This is a genomic window from Pseudoalteromonas sp. SR43-7 (assembly GCF_014163785.1).
In the GTDB taxonomy this organism is placed as follows: domain Bacteria; phylum Pseudomonadota; class Gammaproteobacteria; order Enterobacterales; family Alteromonadaceae; genus Pseudoalteromonas; species Pseudoalteromonas distincta.
The window spans coordinates 42,739-69,330 of record NZ_JACJDY010000012.1 but is presented as its reverse complement, the minus strand read 5'-3'; the positions used below and the strand labels follow the sequence as shown (position 1 = coordinate 69,330).

23 protein-coding genes are annotated in these 26,592 nt (G+C 40.8%); 6 read left to right on the top strand and 17 right to left on the bottom strand.

Features of this window, described 5'->3' with window-relative positions:
* Positions 1 to 11 precede the first annotated feature (11 nt).
* From dnaE to lpxB, 3 genes are read right to left on the bottom strand one after another with little or no spacing between them, the layout of a single operon-like run.
* On the bottom strand, positions 12 to 3,503 hold the full coding sequence (gene dnaE, locus H5087_RS10870) for a DNA polymerase III subunit alpha (RefSeq protein WP_138488763.1): 3,492 nt from the start codon (positions 3,501 to 3,503) through the stop codon (positions 12 to 14).
* A 2-nt stretch (positions 3,504 to 3,505) separates the two neighbouring features.
* Entirely contained in the window at positions 3,506 to 4,108 is a 603-nt protein-coding gene (gene rnhB / locus H5087_RS10865; RefSeq protein WP_182672022.1) for a ribonuclease HII, read from the bottom strand.
* On the bottom strand, positions 4,098 to 5,255 hold the full coding sequence (gene lpxB, locus H5087_RS10860; RefSeq protein WP_182672021.1) for a lipid-A-disaccharide synthase: 1,158 nt from the start codon (positions 5,253 to 5,255) through the stop codon (positions 4,098 to 4,100). Before lpxB ends, rnhB begins: the two co-directional genes overlap by 11 nt.
* A 301-nt stretch (positions 5,256 to 5,556) precedes the next feature.
* Here lpxB and H5087_RS10855 point away from each other — a divergent pair, with 301 nt between their 5' ends.
* Genes H5087_RS10855 through cydC form a run of 5 tightly spaced genes read left to right on the top strand, consistent with a single transcriptional unit; the run spans position 5,557 to position 11,974 of the window.
* Positions 5,557 to 7,140 (top strand): cytochrome ubiquinol oxidase subunit I, encoded by a 1,584-nt coding sequence (locus tag H5087_RS10855; protein ID WP_002958301.1) that lies wholly within the window; start codon positions 5,557 to 5,559, stop codon positions 7,138 to 7,140.
* Positions 7,137 to 8,276 carry a cytochrome d ubiquinol oxidase subunit II gene (cydB, locus tag H5087_RS10850; RefSeq protein WP_182672020.1) on the top strand — a complete coding sequence of 380 codons (1,140 nt, stop codon included), beginning with the start codon at positions 7,137 to 7,139 and terminating at the stop codon, positions 8,274 to 8,276. The genes H5087_RS10855 and cydB overlap by 4 nt, the downstream gene beginning before the upstream one ends.
* Positions 8,277 to 8,288: 12 nt before the next feature.
* Complete coding sequence (cydX, locus tag H5087_RS10845) at positions 8,289 to 8,453, top strand: cytochrome bd-I oxidase subunit CydX (RefSeq protein ID WP_002958303.1); 165 nt, start codon at positions 8,289 to 8,291, stop codon at positions 8,451 to 8,453.
* Positions 8,443 to 10,236, top strand: coding sequence for a thiol reductant ABC exporter subunit CydD (cydD, locus tag H5087_RS10840; RefSeq protein WP_182672061.1), 1,794 nt, complete (start codon positions 8,443 to 8,445; stop codon positions 10,234 to 10,236). The genes cydX and cydD overlap by 11 nt, the downstream gene beginning before the upstream one ends.
* Entirely contained in the window at positions 10,229 to 11,974 is a 1,746-nt protein-coding gene (gene cydC, locus H5087_RS10835; protein WP_182672019.1) for a thiol reductant ABC exporter subunit CydC, read from the top strand. Before cydD ends, cydC begins: the two co-directional genes overlap by 8 nt.
* On the opposite strand, the gene H5087_RS10830 is transcribed toward cydC, so the two are convergent.
* The 14 genes from H5087_RS10830 to rpsB form a co-directional block, all read right to left on the bottom strand.
* On the bottom strand, positions 11,957 to 12,349 hold the full coding sequence (locus H5087_RS10830; RefSeq protein WP_182672018.1) for a septal ring lytic transglycosylase RlpA family protein: 393 nt from the start codon (positions 12,347 to 12,349) through the stop codon (positions 11,957 to 11,959). The two genes, cydC and H5087_RS10830, sit on opposite strands and share 18 nt — an antisense overlap.
* A 147-nt stretch (positions 12,350 to 12,496) precedes the next feature.
* Positions 12,497 to 13,267, bottom strand: coding sequence for an acyl-ACP--UDP-N-acetylglucosamine O-acyltransferase (lpxA, locus tag H5087_RS10825; protein WP_039484358.1), 771 nt, complete (start codon positions 13,265 to 13,267; stop codon positions 12,497 to 12,499).
* Positions 13,268 to 13,269: 2 nt separating this feature from the next.
* The gene (gene fabZ / locus H5087_RS10820) at positions 13,270 to 13,722 is read right to left on the bottom strand and encodes a 3-hydroxyacyl-ACP dehydratase FabZ (protein WP_002958310.1); all 453 of its coding nucleotides are present in this window, start codon (positions 13,720 to 13,722) and stop codon (positions 13,270 to 13,272) included.
* 26 nt (positions 13,723 to 13,748) lie between these two features.
* On the bottom strand, positions 13,749 to 14,771 hold the full coding sequence (lpxD, locus tag H5087_RS10815; RefSeq protein ID WP_002958311.1) for a UDP-3-O-(3-hydroxymyristoyl)glucosamine N-acyltransferase: 1,023 nt from the start codon (positions 14,769 to 14,771) through the stop codon (positions 13,749 to 13,751).
* A 7-nt stretch (positions 14,772 to 14,778) separates the two neighbouring features.
* The gene (locus H5087_RS10810) at positions 14,779 to 15,297 is read right to left on the bottom strand and encodes an OmpH family outer membrane protein (RefSeq protein WP_002958312.1); all 519 of its coding nucleotides are present in this window, start codon (positions 15,295 to 15,297) and stop codon (positions 14,779 to 14,781) included.
* Between the two features lie 11 nt (positions 15,298 to 15,308).
* Positions 15,309 to 17,780, bottom strand: coding sequence for an outer membrane protein assembly factor BamA (gene bamA, locus H5087_RS10805; RefSeq protein ID WP_024596248.1), 2,472 nt, complete (start codon positions 17,778 to 17,780; stop codon positions 15,309 to 15,311).
* A 100-nt stretch (positions 17,781 to 17,880) separates the two neighbouring features.
* Positions 17,881 to 19,233, bottom strand: coding sequence for a sigma E protease regulator RseP (gene rseP, locus H5087_RS10800; protein ID WP_182672017.1), 1,353 nt, complete (start codon positions 19,231 to 19,233; stop codon positions 17,881 to 17,883).
* A 1-nt stretch (position 19,234) separates the two neighbouring features.
* The gene (gene ispC / locus H5087_RS10795; RefSeq protein WP_182672016.1) at positions 19,235 to 20,440 is read right to left on the bottom strand and encodes a 1-deoxy-D-xylulose-5-phosphate reductoisomerase; all 1,206 of its coding nucleotides are present in this window, start codon (positions 20,438 to 20,440) and stop codon (positions 19,235 to 19,237) included.
* On the bottom strand, positions 20,437 to 21,303 hold the full coding sequence (locus tag H5087_RS10790; protein WP_024606268.1) for a phosphatidate cytidylyltransferase: 867 nt from the start codon (positions 21,301 to 21,303) through the stop codon (positions 20,437 to 20,439). The genes ispC and H5087_RS10790 overlap by 4 nt, the downstream gene beginning before the upstream one ends.
* A 19-nt stretch (positions 21,304 to 21,322) precedes the next feature.
* A complete protein-coding gene (locus H5087_RS10785; protein ID WP_024596497.1) occupies positions 21,323 to 22,102 on the bottom strand; it encodes an isoprenyl transferase in 780 nt (259 codons plus the stop codon).
* Between the two features lie 244 nt (positions 22,103 to 22,346).
* Complete coding sequence (gene frr / locus H5087_RS10780; RefSeq protein ID WP_206013162.1) at positions 22,347 to 22,868, bottom strand: ribosome recycling factor; 522 nt, start codon at positions 22,866 to 22,868, stop codon at positions 22,347 to 22,349.
* A 49-nt stretch (positions 22,869 to 22,917) separates the two neighbouring features.
* Positions 22,918 to 23,667 (bottom strand): UMP kinase, encoded by a 750-nt coding sequence (pyrH, locus tag H5087_RS10775; protein WP_024596498.1) that lies wholly within the window; start codon positions 23,665 to 23,667, stop codon positions 22,918 to 22,920.
* A gap of 158 nt (positions 23,668 to 23,825) precedes the next feature.
* Positions 23,826 to 24,677, bottom strand: a complete 852-nt coding sequence (tsf, locus tag H5087_RS10770) for a translation elongation factor Ts (protein WP_002958320.1) — start codon at positions 24,675 to 24,677, stop codon at positions 23,826 to 23,828.
* Positions 24,678 to 24,781: 104 nt separating this feature from the next.
* Positions 24,782 to 25,510, bottom strand: coding sequence for a 30S ribosomal protein S2 (rpsB, locus tag H5087_RS10765; RefSeq protein ID WP_002958321.1), 729 nt, complete (start codon positions 25,508 to 25,510; stop codon positions 24,782 to 24,784).
* Positions 25,511 to 25,781: 271 nt separating this feature from the next.
* Between rpsB and map the strand changes: the two genes are divergently transcribed.
* Positions 25,782 to 26,567: a type I methionyl aminopeptidase gene (gene map / locus H5087_RS10760; RefSeq protein WP_182672015.1), complete on the top strand. Its 786-nt coding sequence runs from the start codon at positions 25,782 to 25,784 to the stop codon at positions 26,565 to 26,567.
* The last annotated feature ends 25 nt before the right edge of the window (positions 26,568 to 26,592 follow it).

Below are 26,592 nucleotides of genomic sequence, written 5' to 3'. Positions count from 1 at the left end.
AAACTACCTAATTAGTTAAATTCTAGTTCTACATCTTGCGCAGCCATTAGTGATAACTTATGGATTAAGTCGTCACTTGGCGTAACACACCATTCGATTCCAAGAGTTAATTGCGCCAACGCATCTGGACGTTGGTAATAAACCTTGATCGGACACGTTCCCATTTTATAGGGTTCGAGTACTTTTTGTAATTTATCGAAGAAACCTGCCTCGATTTGCACCATGTTCAGCGTCATTTTAATCGCTTTAATACGCTTTTCACGCGCTTGAGCAATGGTGTTTATTTCTCTGGCGGTCATTGTAATACCACCGGAGAAGTTATCAAAGCTGACCTGTCCAGATATTACCAAGATATTGTTAACTTGGAGCATATCTTGGTACTTTTCAAACTCGTCTGAATACAAGCGTACATCAATCCGTGCACTCTTGTCATCTAAAGTTACTAAGGCCCAACGATTTCCTTTTTTATTAATTAATACTCTAGAAGCAATAACTAAACCAGCTGCCGTTGCAAACACATCACGATTAGTTGGCTGTAAATCAACTATTTTTCCGCTAGTGTAATGCCTAAGCTCACGGCGGTACTGATTTATTGGATGCCCAGTTAAATAAAGGCCTAGCGTCTCTTTTTCGCCATCTAACCACTCGTTATCAGTAAGCCCTGTGGCTTTAATAAAAGCTTGTTCAACTTCATCAGGCTCAGTGGCTAATAAACCAAATAAGTCACTTTGTCCTAATTGCTCAGCTTTGTTGTGTTGATCGGCCGCACGCATAGCATCTTTTAAACTGGCTAGTAATGTAGCACGCCCAGATTGGGTTTTCTCTGGCCCTAATTGATCCAAAGCACCTGCGTAAATTAATTTTTCAGTGACACGTTTATTTAAGCGTTTTAAATCAACACGGGCACAAAAATCAAATAAATCTTTAAATGGGCCACCTTTTGCACGCGCTTCTAAAATTGCTTCAACCGGTGCCTCACCTACGCCTTTTATCGCGCCAATGCCGTAAACAATTTCACCTTCAAGGTTTACTGTAAACTTAAACTCACCTGCATTTACGTCTGGTGGTAATAAGGTGAGCTTCATGTTTTCACATTCATCCACCAAAATAACTATTTTGTCGGTGTTATCCATATCGGCCGACATTACCGCAGCCATAAACTCTGCAGGGTGATGCGTTTTCATCCACAATGTTTGATACGATACGAGTGCGTAAGCTGCTGAGTGAGATTTGTTAAAACCGTAACCTGCGAACTTTTCTACCAAGTCGAAGATTTTTATCGCAAGCTCGCCGTCAATGCCGTTATTTCTTGCGCCATCTTCAAATGTTGAACGCTGCTTTGCCATTTCTTCGGGTTTTTTCTTACCCATTGCACGACGCAGCATGTCGGCGCCACCTAGCGTGTAACCTGCTAGTACTTGCGCAATTTGCATTACTTGTTCTTGATACAAAATAATGCCGTAAGTTGGATCAAGTATTGGTTTTAAGCTTTCGTGTTGATACTGCGCATCTGGGTATGAGATTTCTTCTCGGCCCAGTTTTCGGTCGATAAAGTTATCTACCATGCCTGATTGCAGTGGACCTGGGCGGAACAAGGCCACAAGTGCAATCATATCTTCAAAGCAGTCGGGCTTAAGGCGGCGTACTAAGTCTTTCATACCACGCGACTCTAGCTGAAATACAGCGGTCGTTTCGGCGCGAAGTAGCAACTCAATACTTTTTTTATCATCCAGTGGAATGGTGTTTATATCAACGGGGTCTTTACCTTGGCGCTTCATGCGCACATTGGTCATATCGACCGCCCACTGCAATATAGTCAGTGTACGTAAACCCAAGAAATCGAACTTAACTAAGCCGGCTGTTTCTACATCGTTTTTATCAAACTGTGTTACTGGAAACTTACCTTCGTCATCGCAATAAAGCGCAGCGAAGTCGGTAATAGTGGTTGGCGATATTACTACGCCACCCGCATGTTTACCGGCATTACGTGTACACCCTTCAAGGATGCGACACATGTCGATTAAATCTTTTACTTCATTGTCGCCATCGTAGGCTTCTTGCAAGCGTGGTTCTACATCAAACGCTTTGGCAAGTGTCATACCGGGGTCACCCGGAATCAATTTTGAAATTCGATCAACAAACCCGTAAGGATGCCCAAGCACTCGCCCTACATCGCGTATTACCGCCTTTGCAGCCATGGTACCAAAGGTAATAATTTGCGAAACCGCATCCCGACCATACAAAGCCGACACGTGATCAATTACTTCGTCTCGTCTATCCATACAAAAATCGACGTCGAAATCGGGCATTGATACACGTTCAGGGTTTAAGAATCGCTCAAAGAGTAAGTCAAACTCAAGTGGATCAAGGTCGGTAATTTTAAGCGCGTACGCAACTAACGAACCCGCACCTGAACCACGACCAGGTCCAACTGGAATATTATTATCTTTACTCCACTGAATAAACTCCATTACGATTAAGAAGTAACCTGGGAATCCCATTTGGTTGATTACACCGAGTTCAATTGCAAGACGCTCATCGTATTCAACACGTTTTACTTTTCTATCTTCTTCGTCGGGGAATAAAAACTGTAGTCGCTCTTCTAGGCCGTCTTGTGACACTTTAACTAAAAAGTCTTCAATTTTAAGCGAGCCGGTTGGGTAATCAGGTAAAAAGTAAGTACCTAATTGCACAGTTACATTACAACGCTTAGCGATTTCTACGGTATTTTGTAGGGCTTCTGGAATATCGCTAAACAACTCAGCCATTTGCTCAGGTGTTTTTAGATATTGTTCTTCAGAGAACCGTTTAGGGCGGCGCTTATCATCGAGCGTGTAACCGTCAAAAATAGCAACACGAATTTCGTGCGCTTCAAAGTTTTCGGGCTTTAAAAACACCACTTCGTTGGTGGCTACAACCGGTAGCTGCTCTTTAGCAGCAAGCTCTACCGCCATGTGTAAGTAATCTTCTTCAAGCGGTCGGTTGGTGCGAACAAGCTCTAGGTAGTAGTTATCGCTAAAATGCTGCTTATAAAAACTAACAACCGATTCAATTACAGTCGGATTATTTTTTAATAACGCTTTACCTAAGTCACCGTCTTTAGCGCCTGAGAGAATAATTAAGCCTGCTTTTAGCTCAACTAACCATTCGCGGTCAATCACAGGGCGATGAAATACATGCCCACGCTGATACGCTTTAGATATCAGTAAGGTAATATTTTTATAGCCGTCGTTGTCTTTGGCTAATATGGTTAAGCGGCTTGGCTCATCAGGAAACTCTGGGCTACGAACCCAAAAGTCAGCACCCACTATAGGTTTAATACCTGCATTATGCGTGGCGCCATAAAAACGCACTAAACCACAAAAGTTCATTTGATCAGTAATTGCAATGGCTGGCATTTGCAGCTCTTGCGCTTTTGCGACTATTGGCTTTGTTTTAGCAAGGCCATCAACCATCGAAAAGTCTGAATGAACTCTTAAATGAACAAAATCAGGAGCAGCCATGCTTAGCCCTCACCATTGGCTTGCGCCAAAACGCGCTGCACAGGTTTAAAGCTTTTACGATGCTCGTCAATTGCGCCGTATTGTTCAAGCGCTGCAAAGTGCGCTTTAGTGGGATACCCTTTGTGCCCTGCAAAACCATATTCTGGGTGGCGTTTATCAAGTTCAAGCATTTCGTCATCGCGTGCTACTTTAGCTAAAATAGACGCCGCTGAAATTTCGGCCACTAAGCTATCGCCTTTAACAACAGCTTGTGCTGGCATAGTGAGTTTTGGCAAACGATTACCATCTATAAATACAAATTCAGGTTGCGTACTTAATGCCTCTACTGCACGGGTCATAGCGAGCATAGTCGCGTGCAGAATATTTAACTCATCAATTTCTGTTGGATTGCAGCGTCCATAAGCGTAGCACAATGCTTTTTCTTTTATTTCAATTGCAAGTGCTTGGCGTTTTTTATCTGTTAATTTTTTAGAATCCGCTAAGCCAGCTATTGGTTTAGTGGGATCTAAAATGACGGCGGCAGTAACTACATCACCAACAAGCGGGCCGCGCCCTACTTCATCTACACCGGCAATTAAGGATACATTAGGTCTATCAATTTGCATTTATTAACTCCGCCACAGCATTGGCTGCTTGTTCACTGGCATTTAATCTAATTTTTTCGTGAATAGCTAAAAAGCGTGCTTTTAGCTCTTTGTTATCTGTGTTGAGCATAGGGGTAAGTGCGCTTGTTAAGTTAGTCACATTACACTCGGTTTGTAAAAACTCAGGCACTAGCTCTTCGTCAGCTAATAAATTAGGCAGCGAAAAGTACTTAATATTAAACGTAAATAAAGTTTTAAAAATCCAATAGCTCAAAGGCTTTATTTTATAGCCCACAACCATTGGCTTTTTATAAAGCATACCTTCAAGTGTTGCAGTGCCCGACGCTAATAAAATAGCATCAGCAGCTTGCATCGCTAATTTTGATTGCCCATCAAGCAGGTTAATATTAAGGTTTGGTGCGGTAGCGTTTAATATATCACTAAACTGCGCTTTGCGTTTTTCGTTAACCAACGGCACCACAATTTTAAGATTAGGATTTTTAGCTTGCAGCTCTGCGGCTGTTTTAATGTAAGTCTCGCTTAGTAAACCAACTTCTGAGCCTCGACTACCGGGTAGTAGCGCCAGTACTTTGTCATCAAGGCTTAAGCCAAGTTCTTCACGTGCTTTAGTATCGTCGTGCTCAAGTGCAATGTCGTCTGCCAAGGTATGCCCCACAAATGTACATGGCACTTGGTGCTTATCGTAAAATTCTTTTTCAAATGGTAATAATGCTAACACTAAGTTAGTGGCTGCACTTATTGTATGAATGCGCTTTTCGCGCCACGCCCAAACAGACGGACTTACATACTGCACGGTTTTAATACCCGCATCTTTAAGTGGCTTTTCTACACGTAAGTTAAAATCGGGTGCATCTATACCTATAAATACATCAGGTGGGTTATCTACAAAATGCTGCACGAGTTGTTTACGTATTTTAAGCAAACGTGGTAAACGCCCTAGCACCTCAACAAGCCCCATTACCGAAAGCTCATCCATGTCGTAAAGTGTTTTACAGCCCTGCGCTTGCATTTTAGGTCCTGCTATTCCTTCAAAAATAGCGTCCGGAAAGTGTTTTTTAAGGGCTTTAATTAAACCTTCACCTAAAATATCGCCCGACAGTTCACCTGCCACAATACCAATACGTAGTTGTTTTTTATCTTTATTCATTTGATTTTATTTCACAAGTAAACCAGGCGTTCATGCTTGTTAGTTTACCGTGTTTTACTGTTTGGTTAAACGCTTTAAATAACTGGTTTTTTATTACCTAAGTTAAGGCTTTATGTTGTTTGTTTTTAATACTGATGTAGCATAGGAAATATATATTACGCTTTACTAATATGTATGTTGACAAAGATTGCACAAACGTAAATACTATTACAAACTTTCAGTAATTACTGAAAGTTCATTAAATCTTAACTTTGCCAATAAAATGTTGCCCTGTTAATCCGTCACTCTCAAGGAGTCAATAATGATAGATGAAACCTTTGTGGATCTATCGCGATTACAGTTTGCTGTTACCGCTCTCTTTCATTTCTTATTCGTACCGTTAACAATAGGTATGACCTGGATTTTAGTTATTATGGAATCGGTTTATGTTATGACCGGTCGCGAAATTTATCGTGATATGACTAAGTTTTGGGGAAAATTGTTTGGTATTAACTTTGCAATTGGTGTGGCAACAGGCCTTACCATGGAATTTGAGTTTGGTACTAACTGGTCTTATTACTCCCATTACGTAGGTGATGTTTTTGGGGCTCCCCTGGCTATTGAAGGTTTAATGGCATTCTTTTTAGAGTCGACCTTTGTGGGTATGTTCTTTTTAGGCTGGGACAGGCTTTCTAAACGCCAACATTTAGGCGCGACCTTTTTAATGGCCATTGGTACTAACATGTCGGCGCTGTGGATTTTAATTGCCAACGGTTGGATGCAAAACCCAGTAGGCGCTGAATTTAACTATCAAACCATGCGCATGGAAATGACTAGTTTTGCAGAGCTTGTGTTTAACCCTGTAGCCCAAGTTAAGTTTATTCATACTGTATCGGCAGGTTATGTAGCTGCCTCTATGTTTGTATTGGGTATAAGCAGTTGGTATATATTAAAAGGCCGTGATTTAGCATTTGCTAAACGCTCTTTTTCAGTCGCTTCGGGCTTTGGTTTAGCGTCAATTTTGTGTGTAATTTTACTCGGTGACGAATCAGGCTACGAAGTAGGCGAAGTCCAAAAAGTAAAACTTGCCACAATTGAAGCCGAATGGCACACAGAAGAAGCTCCGGCTGCGTTTACCGCATTTGGTTTTCCTGATTCAGAAGAGCAAGTAACACATGCGGCGGTTAAAATACCTTACGCACTTGGGTTAATTGCTACGCGCTCACTAGATGAGCAAGTAACGGGTATTAACGACCTAGAAAAACAACATGAAGTACGTATTCGCAACGGTATGATTGCTTATGAATACCTTACAAAACTCAGAAACGGTGAAGATACGCCAGATAATATTGCCAAATTTAATACTCTAAAAGATGATTTAGGTTATGGCTTGCTACTTAAGCGCTACACACCAGATGTTGTAGATGCTACTGAAGAACAAATTCAAAAAGCTGTTAAAGACTCTTTTCCTAAAGTAGGCCCTATGTTTTGGTCATTTAGGATTATGGTTGCCTGTGGTGTGGCCATGCTTGGTGTATTTATATTGGCATTTTACTACAACGCACACCGTGTGATTGAGCAAAAACGCTGGTTGTTATGGGCTGCCGTATTGAGTATTCCACTACCTTGGATAGCGATTGAATTTGGCTGGATTGTTGCCGAGTATGGTCGTCAACCTTGGGCTATATCTGAAATACTGCCGACCTTTTTAGCCACGTCGTCACTAACAGTAAACGATATTTTAATTAGCTTAACTGGGTTTATTGTTTTCTATACTGGTTTAGCCATTGTGGAAGGCTGGCTGATGATCCGCTTTGTTAAGCAGGGGCCAAGCTCGCTGCATACTGGTAAGTATCATTTTGAATTACCAAACAAAGCTGATAAAACTGAAGGAGAGCAATCATGATTTTTGATTATGAAACATTAAAAATGCTTTGGTGGTTGATCATTGGTGTGCTGCTTATTGGTTTTGCTATTACCGATGGTATGGATATGGGCGTTGCTATGTTGCTTCGCCTCGTTGGTAAAACAGATTCAGAGCGCCGCACAGTAATAAACACAATTGGCCCGCATTGGGATGGTAACCAAGTATGGTTTATAACGGCAGGCGGCGCGTTATTTGCGGCGTGGCCTATGGTTTATGCAGCTGCATTTTCGGGCTTTTACTTTGCCATGATGCTAGTACTCTTTGCTTTGTTTTTTAGACCACTTGGATTTGATTACCGCAGTAAAGTAGACTCAAAACGCTGGCGCAATAACTGGGATTGGGGCTTGCTTGCAGGCAGCGCAATTCCAGCATTAGTATTTGGTGTTGCGTTTGGTAATTTATTTTTAGGCGTACCGTTTAATATTGATAACCTTATGCGTGTTAGCTACCAAGGATCATTTTTTGGCTTGCTTAACCCATTTGGATTACTTGCAGGTTTAGTAAGTATTACCATGTTAGTTGCGCATGCGGGTATGTGGTTACAACTTCGAACAGCAAGTGTGGTCGCAGAGCGTTCGGGTCAATATGGCCGCTATTCTCTTATTGTGTTTATCGTGTTATTTGCTGCAGCTGGTTTTTGGGTGGCTAACTTAACGGGTTACCAAGTTGTATCTATGGCTGATACACAAAGTCATGCAGACCCTCTAGCTAAAGTAGTCACTACAGCGCAAGGTGCTTGGTTAAGTAATTACAACACCCGTCCGTGGACAATGACCTTCCCTATTTTAGCCTTTGCAATGGCATTAAGTGCACTTGTGTTTTCAAAATTAAATAAACCTGCACTTGGACTTATTTCAACAAGCTTAATGTTAATTGGCGTAATTATGACGGCCGGTGTTTCTCTATTCCCATTTATTATGCCATCAAGTAATAACCCTAATATTAGCTTAACAATTTGGGATGCGGTATCGAGCCATAAAACGCTCAATATAATGTTTGTTGCAGTGTGTATTTTTGTACCACTAATTTTGTCCTACACCACTTGGTGTTACGTAAAAATGTGGCGCAGAGTAACGGTAGAAGAAATTGAAAACAACACTCATGGTAGCTACTAAGGAGACTAAACAATGTGGTATTTCGCTTGGATTTTAGGTGTACTTTTGGCCTGTACCTTAGGTGTAATAAATGTAATGTGGTACGAGTTTCATCAAAATAAAAACAGCATTGCTGATGATGAACAAGCCATGCACGATTTATTAAATGATGCTAACAACACAAAAGATGACGACTAACCCCCGACCAGATCGCGCGCAGCAGCAATCACTGCGCGCTTTTTTAAAGCGTCAAAGTAAACCCGCTGCAGTGTGGTTAAAGTTAAGCATTGCACTGGGTACTTTTAACGCACTACTGATGATTGCAGGTGCTTATTTACTGGCTCAAGCTATTCATAATGTAATGTTTGAAGGTAATAACTTAGCCCAAGTCACTCATTTATTATGGCCCTTAGCAGGCATTATTTTATTGCGCGCGGTGTTTTTAGCGTTAAGTGAGCGCTTAAGTGCATTTGCTGCGCTTAAAATAAAATCGGCTATGCGCCAAACACTTCTCCATAAGCTCAGCTTACTTGGGCCTAGTTATATAGAACAACACGGCCAAGGCGCTACATTAAACACCCTGCATAATGGCGTTGAAGCACTTCACGACTATTACGCTAAATACTTGCCAGGTGTTGCTTACAGCGCACTTATTCCGCTGGCAATATTGGTTGTTATTTTTCCGACAGATTATAAAGCTGGGCTGATATTTTTATTAACCGCCCCACTTATTCCTTTTTTCATGATTTTAGTAGGCTCTAAAGCCGAAGCTTTAAACCAAAAACGCTGGAAGCAACTTGCTGTACTGGGCAATTACTTTTTTGACCGCGTGCAAGGTTTAACTCAGCTAAAACTATTTAATGCAACACGTACCGAGCTTAAACAAATAGCTAAAATTTCAGATGATTTTAGACACGCGACACTCGATGTTTTAAAAATCGCGTTTTTATCATCATTTGCACTTGAGTTTTTAGCTACCATTAGCGTGGCACTCGTTGCCGTAATTATTGGTTTTAGACTATTTTTTGGCACTCTTGATTTTGCCACTGGCTTTGTGGTGCTACTTTTAGCGCCTGAATTTTATTTACCACTGCGCCAGCTGGGTAGCCATTACCATGCACGTTTACAAGGTATTAGTGCGGCGGCCGATATGGTTGCGATTTTAAATGCCCCACTGCCAAGTGACGTAAATGCGCCAGTAACTACCAGCGCACCTGAAAACAATTTAACTTTAAATACAATTAATTCAATAAGTATTACCGACCTTAATTTTATATACCCTGGTAGTAACGAAGGGATTAAAAATATAAATTTAACACTGCCAAATAAAGGCTTAATTGCAGTTGTGGGCAGTAGTGGCTCAGGTAAAAGTACGTTGTTTGATTGTCTATTAGGGTTTCACCCTGAGGTGATTAACAACCTATCTGTTAATGGGCAGAGTTTAAGTACAACCGATATTACTTACTTGCAAAATAATATTGCATGGATACCACAAAAAGCAACGCTATTTTACGACACCATTGCTGCCAACATTAAATTGGCCAAACCCACTGCCACACAGCAAGAGCTTGAACATGCGGCAAAACAAGCTGGTGTGCTTGAATTTATTAATACCCTACCCGGTGGTTTTAACACACTGATAGGTGAGCAAGGCGAAGGGCTTTCTGGCGGACAAAAGCAACGCATCGCACTCGCACGTGCATTCATAAAACAAGCACCAGTTTTAGTGCTTGATGAGCCTACAGCGCACCTTGATAGCCAAACAGAGCTGCTTATTCAAGATGCTATTAATGAGTACGCTAAAAACAACTTAGTGTTAGTTATTGCCCATAGATTAAATACGGTTAAACATGCCAGCAATATCATTGTGATGCACGATGGAAAAATAGCTGAGCAAGGTCACTTTGAAACACTTGCAGCGCAAAATGGTGCATTTGCTGACTTACTAAAAACGGCTGAACAAGGGGTGGCGCATGCGTAATTTTATTCGCTTATTAAAGCTTTGTGCTCCTCATTACAAAGCTATGCTATTGGGTACATTTTTAGCAACGATTACGGTATTAGCTAATGTGGGCCTGTTGGCTATATCTGGCTGGTTTTTAGCATCAATGGCCGCTGCTGGTATTGCGGGCGTACAAATGAATTATTTTACTCCTGCCGGCACGATTCGTTTTTTAGCTATTGTGCGAACAGCATCGCGCTATGGCGAACGCCTAGTTACCCATAACGCCACGTTTTTATTACTAAGTGAAATACGTACCAATGTATTTGCAACGTTAAGCAAGCTTAACAATGTTGATTTAGCAATGAGCCGCAGCGCTGATTTAGTTAACCGATTACAAAACGATGTAGACGCACTCGACAAATTTTATTTAAACGTTTTACTGCCTATGCTGGTTGCTCTTTTAAGTGTACCAATCATCATGCTGTTTATGTCGGCCTATAATGGCAACGTCGCCCTTATTTGCTTTACTGGCATTATACTTATTGGTGTGGTTATACCTGCCCTACTTAGCATAAAGCTCACTAAAAACAGCCATAAAGAAACACAACTGAGTGCACAACTTCGCTCTGAGCTTTCAGATACACTTACAGGCCTTAGAGAGCTTAGTATTTATCAAGCCCATTCGCAGCAGCTTAATAAGTGCGACGAATTAAGCGATCAGTACAATCAGCAATTATTTATTCGCCACAAAGCACTGGCAAACTCAGATGGATTAAGCTTGTTGGTTGTTCAATTAGCGATGCTTGCTAGCATAGTAACCATTGTCCCACTGGTTTACGCAAGCAGTATGGTAAATGTAGAACTTGCTATGTTAAGTTTGTTTGTACTGGCAAGCTTTGAAAGCGTATTGCTACTACCCAACGCGTTTATAGAGCTTCCAAGTGTTTTAAAAGCAGCAGAGCGACTGTTTACACTTGAAGATAAAGCAGCTAGCTCACAAGTTAAAGATACACATGTAGACATTGATGAAAACTTTAGCGCGCAAAATCACACGTTAATACTTAACAATATTAGCTATCAATATGGTGAACAAACAGCGCTAACTAATATCAGTTTTGAACTAATGCCTCAGCAAAAGGTAGCGATTGTAGGTAGAAGCGGCAGCGGTAAAACGACGCTTGTAAATTTACTTACTGGTTTATGGCCTTTGCAACAAGGCAGCATAACGCTAAACAATCAAAATAGCGTTGTTGACTTACGTTCGTTAAATAATGATATACGCGCAAATGTTATAAATATACTCGCCCAGCAGCACCATATTTTTGATGGTACATTAAGTGAAAACTTACGTTATGCCGCGCCAAATGCAACCAAAGAGCAAATGATTGAAGCGCTCGCATTAGCTCAATTGAGCCCATGGTTTAATGAGCTAAAAGAAGGTTTAAAAACACGATTAGGCACTGGCGGGCGTAACGTGTCGCAAGGCCAGTCTAGACGTATAGCCATTGCCCAAGCATTACTTAAAAACCCTGCTATTTTAGTACTTGATGAACCAACAGAAGGTCTTGATAATCAATCTAAGCAAGGGGTAATGCAAGCAATAATGCACGTTATGAATAACGCCAGCGTGCTGACAATTACGCACGATCCCGCTCTACTTGCTCAAATGGATAATGTTGTATGGTTAGAAGGCGGTAAAGTAGTTGCGCAAGGCACTCATAAAGAGCTCAGTGGCACTCATCCCGACTATGTTGCGCTAACTACCCGGTTTTAAAACCGTTACTGATACATCAATAACGCCGACTTTAGGGTCGGCTATCTTTTTAAACATACTCTTTGATAAGTCAATAATACGACCTCGCACATACGGACCTCTATCGTTAATTCTTACCGTGACTGATTTGTTATTAGCTAGATTGGTAACAACCACCTTAGTGCCAAAATCGAATTCTAAATGGGCTGCCGTGGCGGCTTGTTGGCTAAAGCGCTCTCCGTTGGCAGTTGTTCTGCCGTGATATTTATCAGCATAAAAAGAAGCTTTTCCTACTTGAGTAATTTCTCCAGCAGATGACTTAACAATAGGTTGGCTACTACAAGCGGCTAAAGCTGAAGTTATAAAAAGAGTGACAACTAACTTAGGTAAACGCATAGGATGACTTTTATTATACAAATTAGGCGCATACTAGCTTGAGTAGCCTGAGTATTAACTGAATTAGCTTAAAAGCAGGACAATAAAAAACCACCTTCGATTTATCATCTAGGGTGGTTTTTTAATGCTTAAAGCAAAACGCGCGAATTATCTTACGATGCCGCGCTCTGAGCTTTTAACAAAGTCGACCATCAACTTTACAGCAGGATACTTTGCAGCATCTTCACTAAGCGATTCAATCGCTTCGTCTGCACCTAAGCTTTTACGATAAAACGCTTTGTATGCACGGCGTACAGCCATAATTTCATCACTTTCGAAACCACGACGTTTCATGCCTTCTTTATTGATAGCGGCAGGACCTGCTGGCATACCTATGGTAGTAACAAAAGGTGGTACATCTTTGTTAACACCTGAATACATACCAATAAAGGCATGTGCACCAATTTTACAAAACTGATGAACTCCCGAATTACCACCTAAGATAACCCAGTCGCCTACATGTACATGGCCGGCCACACTTGCATTGTTAGCAAAAATTACGTTATCGCCAATTACCGCGTCATGTGCAACGTGTGTATAAGCCATAAATAAGTTATTACTACCAATTTTAGTAACGCCTTGGTCTTGAATTGTACCACGGTGAATAGTGGCACATTCACGGATAACATTGTTATCACCCATGATTAATGTGGTTGGCTCGTTGTTGTATTTTTTGTCTTGGCAGGCTTCACCCACAGACGCAAACTGAAAAATATGATTGCCAGAGCCAATAGTTGATGGCCCTTTAACAACAACATGAGACTCAATAATACAGTTATCACCGATAACAACATCATTGCCAATATAACTATACGGACCAACTGAGACATTGTTGCCTAGTTTAGCGCCAGGTTCGATTATTGCTGTAGAATGGATCACTATTAAAACTCTCTTCTCGCACACATAATTTCGGCACTACACACTACTTTGCCGTCGACTCTAGCTTCTGCTGCAAACTTCCAAATGTTGCGACGTTCTTTTAAAAACTCAACATGAAGGTGCATTGTATCACCTGGGATCACTGGCTGTTTAAAACGTGCGTTATCAACAGCAGCAAATAAATATAATTCGTTTTCACTACGATTTTCTACTGTTTTAAAACCTAATAAACCCGTAGCTTGCGCCATTGACTCTAATATTAGCACACCAGGAAAAATTGGCTGATTTGGGAAATGGCCAGTAAATATAGGTTCGTTTATAGAAACATTTTTAATAGCATGTAAAGATTTTCCAGGTGTAAAATCAATAACACGATCAATTAATAGCATCGGGTAACGGTGCGGTAATAAACTTAAAATTTCTTGAATATCAAGGCTATTTAATTCGTTTGCCAAAATAGCATCCTTATTAGTGTTCAACGTTATGACTTAGCCAATGCTTCCAGCGCTTTAAGACGAGATTTCATGTCTGAAAGGTTACGCAAGTGAGCTATTGATTTACGCCATTCTTTGTTTGTTGTATGGGGCATACCAGATGAGTAAATACCTGGTTCGGTGATTGATTTTGTCACCATACTCATGCCGGTAATTATAACACCATCACATACAGACATGTGACCATTAATTGCAACCATGCCACCAATTTGACAGTTTTTGCCAATGGTAACGCTTCCTGCAAGTACGGTGCAGCCCGCGATTGCGGTGCCTGAATTAACTTCAACGTTGTGCGCTATTTGACACTGATTATCGATAATAACATTGCTATGGATGATGGTATTGTCCAGTGCGCCACGATCAATTGTCGTGCTTGCACCAATTTCAACTTTGTTACCTATGATCACAGAGCCAAGCTGAGGTATTTTTACCCATTGCCCGCGTTCGTTCGCATAACCAAACCCATCACTACCTACAACACTATTTGCTTGAAACAAACAATCTGAACCAATTTCAACATCGTGATAAATAGTCACACTAGACCAAAGCTTAGTGCCAGAGCCTATTTTAACACGTTCTCCGATAAAACTGTTCGGACCAATTTGCGCATTGTCACCTATCACCGCATCAGCTTCAATGACTGCATTAGCACCTATAGCGGCGCTGTCACTAACAATCGCTGTTGAATGAACCGTAGCACTTGGATGAATACCCGTCGAGGCTGAGCGTGGTGTTGTATCCATAAATTGCGCTAATTTTGCGTAACTTACGTACGGATTAGCAACAATAACTTTGCTACCACTAAAGAACTGAGCATCGGCTTGGCTTACTATTACTGCGCTAGCTTGAGTAGTTTCAAGTTGCGAGCGATATTTTGAGTTCGCTAAAAATGCAATATGCCCAGAATGGGCATTTGCAAGTGTCGCTATTTTTTTTATTTCTAAAGCGCCATCACCCTGAAGCTCGGCGCCTAGAAGTTCCGCAATTTGCGAAAGCGTATAATTTTGCATAGAGTGATTATTTCTTACTAACAGCGGCTACAACTTTAGACGAAAGATCAGTTACTTCTTTAGGATTAAAGTAAATTGTTGTGTCTTTTACTTTAACTTCGTCGAAGTCGCCGTCTTTAGCAATTTCTTCAATTGTTTTGATGATCACACCTTGAACTTTAGCAAGTTCTTGGTTTTGGCGCGCTTTGATTTCTTGCTCTAAAGGACGACCTTGTTCAGCAAGATTTTTTTGCATGCCTTGGATTTTATCACGTAGTGCATCTTTTTGAGCTTGGCTCATAGTTGTACTTTCGCGTTTAAATTTTTCAGCTTCAAAACGAATATCGCCTTGTAACTTTTCAAGTTCTTGACGACGTTCAGCAAACTCAGTTTGTAAAGACTGTTCAATTTTAGCCATTTGAGGAATTTGCTTGTAGATTTCCTGCATATCAACAATACCTACTTTGTGTGCAAATGCATTCACAGAAGTACCCATCATTAAAGTTGCTAAAACTGCTACAGCTGTTGATTTAAATAATTTTTTCACAAAAAACTCCTTTAGAAAGTGTTACTAATGTTAAAGCTGATGGTTTTCGTATCGTCATCTTCTTCTTTTTGCAATGGATACGCAAAACTGATCAGCATTGGACCCATTGGAGAGATCCATTGTAATGAAAGACCGGTTGAAACCCTAAAGCGCATTGGGTCTGAATAGTCATCTAATTTAGCACGTTCATCAACGCCTAAGTTTTGATAGCGGTCTACGTTAAACTCAGTATCCCATACGTTTGCAGCATCAACAAAGAAGCTAGTACGTACAGAGCTGGTATTTTCTTCATCTAAGAATGGCGTAGGAACAATTAGCTCCATACCTGCCACTGCTTTAGCATTACCACCAATACGGCCTTGCGGCACTAGAATATCAAATTCTGATGCGCCACCAATGCTACCGGTTGTAGTACCGTCTGCACCTGGCGTACCTGGAATAGACTGCGGTATACGCGATACAGCACGTGGTAATATTGTATTACGGTCAAAGCCACGAAGTTCCATTTCCGTTATACGGAAGTACTCTTGGAATGGAAGTGTTTGCTCATACCCGTTTGTAGAGCCATAACCATTACCATAACCAAGTGCTGCACGGGTTGAGAATACCCAACGGTGGTCATTTGATATAGGCCAGTAAAAACGCGAATCGTAATTCAGTTTAAAGTACTGAAGATCTGAGTTAGGCGTTGTTGCTGTTAAGTTTAGAGTTTGACGCGAACCCGCTGTTGGGAATAAACCACGGTTAACGGTGATACGCGACCAACCAACACTCAGCTCATACTTAGTAAAGTCAAAGCCTGCATCTGGGTTGTCTGGATCTAAGAATGTTTCACGAAGTACACGCGTTTGCTCGTACTCTGCAATATCCGAAAGCTCTTCTTTAATCCAACGGGCGCCAAAGTTAACACGATTTACAGCATCAATTGGAAAACCAATATTTGTGCCTAAACCATAACTTTTTGATTTGTACTCAACAAGACTAAATTTACTTGCATCGTAGTTTCTGTAAAAGATGCTACTGCCTTGCGATACACCATCTGGCGTAAAGTATGGGTCTGTGTACGATAAGCTTAAGCTTTCAGAACCTGTAGACGTGTTAAGGTTTAAACCAATTTGGTTACCTGTGCCTAAAAAGTTAGATTCTGTTACACCAATATTAAACTGCAGACCTAAGTAAGAACCATAAGCAAGACCAGCATTAAAGCTACCCGCTGATTGCTCTTTTACAGTAAAATCTACATCTACTTGGTCATCCACACCTGGTACAGGCACTACGTTAAAATCAACAGTTTCCATGTAAGGCAAACGTTGAATTTGTAGTTTTGAACGCTCAAGGTTTTGATTAGATAACCAGGCGCCTTCAAGTTGTGTCATTTCACGGCGAAGTACTTCATCAGCTGTATTTTGGTTACCACCAACAATAATACGACGAACATATACACGCTTACCTGGATTAACCGATAGTGTTAGTTGTACTTCTTGCTTTTCGTCGTCAATTTCTGGAATTGTACGTACTTCAGCGTTAGCGTAACCAAAACGTGCTAAATAGCTTTTAATAAATTCTTCTGACGAAGTAACTACAGAACCGTTATAAAGCTCACCCGCTCTAAGTGGGATAACACTTTTAATTAAGTCTTCACGGCCAAGCAAGTCACCAATAAAGTCAAAGCCTTTAACGGTATATTTTACGCCTTCAGTTAAGTTAGCTGTAACGTAAACTGATTCACGTTCAGGGCTCACTGATACTTGCGTTGAATCGATATTAAAACGTAGGTAACCACGGTCTAAATAATAACTACGAATTTTTTCTAAATCGCCTTCAATGGTTTGCTTTTGGTAGCGATCGCTACCCATAAACTGCCACCAAGGTAAATCTTGCTGAGATTCAGCAAGTTTAAGAAGCTCTTCATTAGAAAAAAGTTCATTACCCACTAAGTTAATTTGTCGGATAGAAGCTGCATCACCTTCATCAAACTCTAATTTAAGTTTAACGCGGTTACGAGGCAACTTAGTAATACTGATATCTACTTTAGCGTTGTATTTACCAATACTGTGGAAAAACTCAACTAAGCCTTTTTCGATACTATCGATAACGGTTTTATCAAGTGGCTCACCTTGGCGAATATCTTGCTGATCAAGAGACTCATTAAGCTGCTCGTCTTTAATGTCTTTATTGCCTTCAAACTCAATGAAGCTGATGGTAGGACGTTCCGTTACTTTAAAAATAACGTTGTTGCCATCACGAAGGGCTTTTATGTTATCAAAGTGCCCAGAACGATAAAGTGACTTTATTGTTTTTGAAATCGTATAGTCATCAACATTATCGCCTACGTTAATAGGAATATGTGTTAGCGCTGCACCAAGTGCTACACGCTGCAAACCTTCAACTTTCAGGTCTTCAACAATAAAGGAGTTTTGGCCTAGGGCTGCAAAACTTGCACCCAATAAACTTGTTACTGCCAAATGTTTTTTTATAGCCATTTTATTATCTTTATCCTTTACAACTGTATTACCGCATAACACCCTACTAAAGTGGTGCTTTACAATCGTGTTCTAATTAGTAATTTGCCACGCTGTAAAACTACAAACGCGATACATCATTGAACAAAGCGAAACATGTTAGAAAAATGAGCAACAAGGCGCCCACTTTAAAACCAAACTCTTGTGTCTTTTCAGAGACCGGCTTTTTACGAAAAAGTTCAATTATGTAATACATTAAGTGTCCACCATCAAGCACTGGTAAGGGTAATAAATTAAATACACCCAAGTTAACGCTTATTAAGGCTAAAAAGCTTAAAAAGGCCACTAACCCATAGCTTACGCTAGTTCCAGCGCCTACTGCAATGCCCACAGGGCCACTTAAATTCTTAACCGAAACCTGGCCTGTAATTAAATTACCAATCATATCAAAACTGAGTGTAATTAAGCGCCACGTTTCTTTTGTGCCTCGCACGATACTATCGAGCGGGCCGTAATGTCTAGTCTCTACATAACCATCAGGCCATTGCTGTACAACAGGAGCAACGCCTAAAAAGCCTTGCTCAATACCGTTATTATCAATGCGCCCTTTAGGGGTTACTGTAATGGCTTTTATAGTATCTTGTCTTTTTACACTAAATTGTAAAGATTTGTTAGCTGATTGCGTAATAAGATTAACTAATTGCTGCCAATTGCTTATTGTTTCACCGTTTACAGCCAAAATTGTGTCATTAACTTGTAAATTAGCGTGCTCTGCAGCTGAGTCTTTGGTTACGGCGGCAATTGTTAAAGTGGCTTGAGGTCTAAACGGTACAATACCTAACGAGCTTAGTGGTGGCACGTCTTGCTGATCTAGTTTCCACCCCTCTAAATTAAGGGTTTTAACACGTGGCTGAAGGTTTTTATCGCGCACTATCACTTCAACGCTTTCTTCACCTAAATTAGACATAAGTGCAAACGTGGCATCTTGCCATGTCGTTATATCATCATCGCCAATTTTTATAATATGTTGAGAAGGCATAATGCCCGCTTGCTCTGCCCGGCTACCCTCGGTAATGCTACCTATCACAGGCTTTACCGACTGCACACCCACCATATACATTACAGCAAGAGCAAAAATGGCAAACAAAAAGTTGGCCATTGGACCCGCTGCAACTATGGCAATACGTGCTTGTACAGATTTAGCGTTAAACGATAAATGACGTTGGTTTGCCGGCACGTCATCAACACGCTCATCAAGCATTTTTACATAACCGCCTAATGGAATAGCCGCAATCACATATTCGGTATTGTATTTATCGTGCCATTTTAATAGTGGCTTACCAAAACCAATTGAAAAACGCAGCACTTTAACGCCCATTTTTCGCGCAACCCAAAAATGGCCATATTCATGTATGGCCACTAAAATACCAAGCGCTAAAATAAATGAGCCAAGATTCCAAAAAAAATCAAACATATTAATGCGCCACTTTTGTTATAAATTCTGAAGCGCTAATACGCGCTAATTTATCGCACTCTAAAATTTCATCTAAGCTTTGTACATTGGTATACGTTGCAGCTTCAAGCGTTTGTGCGTTTATTTTGTATATATCAGTAAAACCAATTTTACCGTTTAAGAATGCACTTACTGCTATCTCATTTGCTGCGTTTACTGTTGTGGTAGCACCTTGTCCGGCACTACACGCATCAATCGCTAATTGTAAATTTGGATAGCGAGAAAAGTCAGGCTTGGTGAATGAGAAATCACATATATCAGAGAAGTTTAACGGTTTAACGCCTGCATTAATTCGCTCAGGGTATGCAAGTGCATGGGCAATTGGGGTGCGCATATCAGGGTTACCCATTTGCGCTAAAATAGAACCGTCGTGGTATTGCACCATTGAGTGAATAATACTTTGTGGATGTATCACTACGTCTATATCACTGGTGTCGCAATTGAATAACCACTTAGCTTCAATAAACTCTAAGCCTTTATTCATCATGGTGGCCGAGTCTACTGATATTTTTTGACCCATCGACCAGTTAGGATGCGCCACGGCTTCACTTACAGTTACATCTTTTAGTGTGTTTATATCGCGCGTTAAAAACGGGCCACCAGAACCGGTAAGCAAAATTTTACTTACGCCATGTTGCTGTAAATTTTGATCGCCTTTGGCATTTTGTAACGAAGAAGGTAGACATTGAAAAATAGCATTATGTTCGCTATCAATTGGCAGCAAGGTTGCTTTATGTTGTTTAACTTTATCAATAAACAACTGACCTGACATAACTAACGATTCTTTATTAGCAAGGAGTACTTTTTTACCTGCTTCTACTGCACTTAATGTTGACAGTAAACCAGCTGCACCTACAATTGCCGACATCACGACATCAACATCTGGGTGAGCACATAAGTCGCACATTGCTTGCTCGCCGTGCATAACAAGCGTTTGACATGGTGTATTAGCTAAATAAGCAGATAGCTGCTCAGCGGCTTGCTGGGTAGCCATAATCGCATAAAGTGGTTCGTGTTCAATACACAGTTCAGCCATTTTTTTTGCGTTTTGCCCTGCAGCTAAAACAAAAACATCAAATAACTCTTTATTGCGCGATACAACATCTAGTGTACTTAAACCAATTGAACCTGTTGCGCCTAAAATAACCAGCAATTGCTTTTGGCTCATAAACTAAGAGTCCACGCATAGCACATTACAAACATTGGAGCTGCAGCCGTTAAGCTGTCAATGCGATCTAAAATACCGCCGTGCCCAGGTAAACAACGGCCGCTATCTTTTAAACCGGCTTCACGTTTAAACATGCTTTCCAGTAAATCACCTACCGCAGAGAACAATGCAATAAATGCAGTCATTATCGCGTAGATAGGCCAAACACCTAAATCAACATCGGTAAAGTGACAAAATGCTAAAACAAAAATGATAGAAGCGACTACACCGCCTGCTAACCCTTCAATTGTTTTATTAGGGCTCACTTTTGGCATAAGTTTATGCTTACCAAAGCTCTTACCTGAAAAATAAGCACCAACGTCTGCACTCCACACAATACCCAATACGACTAAAATAAGTACAGAGCCAAAATGTGTTGATTCAGCATATTGCGCACTGCGCAGCGTATTTAGTGCAAGCCATAACGGCACAAGTGTTAATAAACCTGCAATGCCGCGCATTACTAAACCTTCATTCCACGCTTTAGCCATTTCTGGATAGCGCCAAATTAAATAACTAGCAACAATCCACCAAGCAAACGAAAGCGTAAATACGTAATTTGCATCACCTACTAGCTTGCCATTTTCCCATAGTGATTCAATAGGCCAATGTAAATTAAGCAGGCCAAGTAAGGCTGCAATCAATACAACAAAAGCACCACGTTTGAGCTTATCGCATAAACCCATAAACGCAGACCATTCCCATGCGCCTAATAATACTATTGCACCGGCAAAGTAACTAAATAACGTAAGCGGTGTATAAAAAACCAAAGCTAATGCCGATGGTGCAAGCACAAGTGAGGTTAAAATTCGTTGTTTTAACAAAATGTGACCCTTATTCTATTTAGGTTTGAGCGAGTAATTGTTTTATTTGTTCGCCCGTACAACCAAAACGTCGCTCTCTGGCAACGTAACACGCTATAGCCTCAGCAAATGCTGCTTCATTAAAATCAGGCCAAAGTGTCTCGGTAAAGTAAAGTTCTGCATAAGCAACTTGCCATAGTAAAAAATTACTAATACGAACATCGCCACCAGTGCGAATAAGTAAATCAGGTTCAGCCTGATCTGCCATGCTCATATGCTGTGCTAAGCGCTCTTCTGTAATATCTTCTGCGTTGAGTGTGCCTTGCGCAACTTGCAAAGCAAGTTGTTTAGCCGCGTTAGCCATATCCCAACGACCACCGTAATTAGCTGCAACATTTAAGCGCAATCCGGTGTTATTTTCAGTCAGCTTATGCGCAGCGTCTACCTTGCTACGTAATCCTTCAGAAAATCGTGATAAGTCTCCAATAATGGTCAGTTTTACATTGTTTTTATGAAGCTTTTTAACTTCCTTTGTTAAAACAAATAAGAAAAGCTCCATTAAAGTGTTTACTTCGTCTTCAGGGCGGCGCCAGTTTTCACTACTAAAAGCAAATAAGGTTAACGATTGTATCCCTAATTTAGTACAAAACTGAACAGATTGACGAACTGCGTCTACGCCTTTTTTATGCCCATACACACGAGGTCTATTTCTAGCTTGTGCCCAACGTCCGTTCCCATCCATGATGATAGCAACATGTTTGGGTAAACATTGCTGTGAAATTGTGTCAGCATCTAGAACCATAAATATCGAGTATTCCATAAAAAAACGCCGCCTAGTATACCCTAGACGGCGTTTCAAAACTAATAATTTTAATAGGTCCTGTCGACCTTTCACGATTGTAATTTATTCAATCTAGGCAGAACCCTTTGGGCAGCGCATTTTTAGGTTTTATGCATTGCTATCGCCTAATAATGGGGAATAACCTCACTACATAGGCTATGCTTTGCCTTAAAACCAAACACGCTGCTGCAAATTCAACCTTAAAAGATAAACAGGGACTTACTTAGATTTCCATTAACTCTGCTTCTTTAGCAGCTAATAGCGTATCCATTTCTTTGATAAACTTATCTGTAAGTTTTTGAATCGCATCATCTGATTGACGCGCTTCATCTTCAGATATTTCTTTATCTTTTAATAAACCTTTTACATCACCATTAGCATCACGACGAATGTTACGAATAGCAACACGACCGCCTTCAACTTCGCCACGTACAATTTTGATTAGGTCTTTACGACGCTCTTCTGTAAGTGGAGGAAGTGGTACACGAATAACAGTACCTGCCGACATAGGGTTTAAACCTAAGTCAGACGCCATAATTGCTTTTTCAACAGCTTGCGCTAAAGACTTATCAAATACACCAATAGCAAGTGTACGAGAATCTTCAATTGTTACGTTAGCAACTTGGTTTAAAGGCGTTGGTGCACCGTAGTACGACACCATAATGCCATCTAGGATTGCAGGATGTGCACGGCCAGTACGAATTTTAGATAATTGGCTACCTAGTGCAGTTACACTTTTTTGCATGCGCGCTTGCGCGTCTTTTTGAATATCGTTAATCACGGTTTAATCCTAATTATTTGATTATTTCATCTGAGGCTTGTGAAGAAATAAGTGTTCCTTCTTCTTCACCCATAATTACGCGTTTTAGCGCGCCTGATTTATTCATATTAAATACGCTCAATGGCATATTGTGATCGCGGGCTAGAGTAAATGCCGCTAAATCCATAACTTTTAATTCTTTTTCAATGATTTCATTGTAGCTTAAGTGGCTGTAAAGCGTCGCTTCTGGGTTTTTAACAGGATCATCACTGTACACGCCATCCACTTTAGTCGCTTTAATTACTGTATCCGCTTCAATTTCGATACCGCGTAAACACGCTGCAGAATCGGTAGTAAAAAATGGGTTACCGGTGCCCGCTGCAAAAATAACAACGCGGCCAGTTTTCAATAAACTAATTGCTTCAGCCCAGTTATAAGCGTCACATACACCATTTAGCGGAATAGCCGACATTAAACGACAGTTTACAAATGCACGGTGTAGCGCATCACGCATTGCAAGGCCATTCATAACCGTTGCAAGCATACCCATGTGGTCGCCTACTACGCGGTTCATACCTGCTTCTGCAAGTGAACCACCGCGTAAAAAGTTACCTCCACCAATAACTAAACCCACTTCTACGTCAAGCTCTACTAGCTCTTTAATTTCTTGTGCCATACGGTCTAAAACTTTAGGGTCGATGCCGAAGCCTTCGTCTCCCATTAAAGCTTCACCACTTAATTTGAGAAGAACACGTCTAAAAATAGGTTTGCGATTGATAGTCATAGTATAGGGGCCAACTTTTATTGAATTATGGATAAAAAATAACCGCGCTTATGTTAAACATAAAAGCGCGGTTATTTTAAAGAATTTCTAGCTGTGAAGCAAAACCAAATAGTACTTTAATTGCATCTAATTTCCTTTTGCATCACAAATAGTTAATCTTACTGACCTTTAGCAGCTGCAATTTGAGCAGCAACTTCAGCAGCAAAATCTTCTTCTTTCTTCTCGATACCTTCACCAACTTCTACACGTACAAAGCCAGTAACTGTTGCGTTTTTCTCTTTAAGAATATCGCCAACAGATTTTTTAGGTTCCATGATGAAAGCTTGACCAGTAAGAGAAACCTCACCAGTGAATTTTTTCATGCGACCAACAACCATCTTCTCAGCGATTTCAGCAGGCTTGCCTTCATTCATCGCGATTTCGATTTGTACTTGCTTTTCTTTTTCTACAACGTCAGCTGGTACGTCTGAAGGAGTTAAGTACTCTGGACGTGAAGCAGCAACGTGCATTGCAACGTGCTTAAGTGTTTCTTCATCAGCAACACCTGCAACAACAACACCGATACGGTCGCCATGACGGTACTCAACTAGGTTTTCACCAGCGATGTACTGCAGACGACGTACGTTGATGTTTTCGCCAATTTTAGTTACTAGCTCAACACGGTCTTCTTCAAACTTAGCTTGTAAGTCTTCGATAGTAAGAGTGTCAGCAATTGCAGCTTCAGCAACTTTATCAGCAAATGCTAAAAAGCTTACGTCTTTTGCAACGAAGTCTGTTTGACAGTTAACTTCTACTAGTACTGCAACACCAGCGTTTTGCTTGATGATGATAGTACCTTCAGCAGCAATGTTACCTGCTTTTTTAGCAGCTTTAGCAGCGCCACTTTTACGCATGTTTTCAATCGCTAACTCGATGTCGCCATCAGTCTCAGTTAACGCTTTTTTACAATCCATCATGCCAGCGCCTGTGCGCTCGCGTAATTCTTTAACTAGGGCAGTAGTTACAGCCATTAGTAAATCCTCAAATCTGAAATCTGGTTTAGATAAGCGGGTTACCCGCTCTACAAGAATAACAAGTCTTCACCTTAAAAAGATGAAGACTTGATGATAGCTAATTACTCAGCTTCAACGAAATCGTCTTTCTCAGCTTGAGCAACGATGTTATTCTCGCGACCTTCAGTGATAGCAGCTGCAACAGCGCTAGTGTAAAGGCTTACAGCACGGATAGCATCATCGTTACCAGGAACGATGTAATCAACGCCGTCTGGGTTAGAGTTAGTATCAACGATTGCAACAACAGGGATACCTAGGTTGTTTGCTTCACGGATAGCAATGTGCTCGTGGTCAGCATCGATAACGAAAAGCGCGTCTGGAAGACCGCCCATGTTTTTGATACCACCAAGGCTCTTTTCAAGCTTTTCCATTTCGCGGTTAAGCATTAACGTTTCTTTCTTAGTTAATTTCTCGAAAGTACCGTCTTGGCTTTGTGCTTCAAGGTCTTTAAGACGCTTGATTGATTGACGTACAGTTTTCCAGTTAGTCAACATACCACCTAACCAACGGTGATTTACGAAGAACTGATCGCTTTCTAAAGCAGCTGCTTTAACTGCGTCGCTTGCTGCGCGCTTAGTACCAACGAAAAGAACTTTACCTTTGTTTGCTGCAGCACTTGATAAAAACTTAAGTGCGTCGTTGAACATTGGTACAGTTTGCTCAAGGTTGATGATATGTACACGGTTACGTGTGCCGAAGATGAAAGGCTTCATCTTAGGGTTCCAGTAACGTGCTTGGTGACCAAAGTGAACACCAGCTTGAAGCATATCGCGCATTGAAACGTTTGCCATTTTATAGATCCTCTATAGTTGTTTAGGGTTAGGCCTCCACATATCCCATAGCACCAACACCGAAGTAATTAAACTTCAAATGCACCCAAGTGTATGTGACGATACGTGTGTGTGTTAAAATAAAATTGTGTTTGCCTTAAATACAAAAAATCATTTAAGAATTTATTTGTAAAAAGACGGCGCGCTTTATACCATATTAAAATTAAATACTCAACGTCGCGTGCAAAATTTGTTCGGCGATAAATGTTAGAAACTCAACTTTGGAGCCTCAATGAGCGCTATTATCAAGACCCCTGAAGAAATAGAGAAAATGCGCGTAGCTGGGCGCTTAGCGGCCGATGTACTTGAAATGATCGGCCCTCATGTAGTGCCGGGTGTTACCACCGATGAGCTAAATACACTTTGTCATGATTATATTGTTAATGTGCAACAAGCAATCCCTGCTCCGTTAAATTATCATGGCTTTCCAAAATCAGTTTGTACGTCAGTTAATCATGTTATTTGTCACGGAATTCCAAATGACAAAGCATTAAAAGAAGGCGACAGCGTAAATATTGACGTCACTGTCATTAAAGATGGCTACCACGGCGATACTTCTAAAATGTTCCACGTTGGTACACCAAACACCCAAGCTAAGCGTCTTGCCGAAGTAACACAAGAAAGCTTATACCTTGCTATTAAAATGGTAAAACCTGGTGTGCGCTTAGGTGATATTGGCTCAGCTATTCAAAAATATGCAGAAAGTTTTAATTACTCTATTGTTCGTGAATATTGCGGCCACGGTATTGGCGCAGGATTTCATGAAGAACCACAAGTAATGCATTACGGTAAAGCGGGCACTGGCGAAACTTTAAAAGCGGGCATGTGCTTAACAATTGAGCCAATGGTTAATGCGGGTAAACGCCAATGTAAGCTACTTAAAGATGATTGGACTGTAGTAACTCGCGACCGCAGCTTGTCTGCACAGTGGGAACATACTTTATTAGTGACTGAAAATGGTGTTGAAATTTTAACGCTACGATCAGATGATACTATCGACAGGATCATAGAACACTAATAATAAATAAGAAATTAGGAGCCAG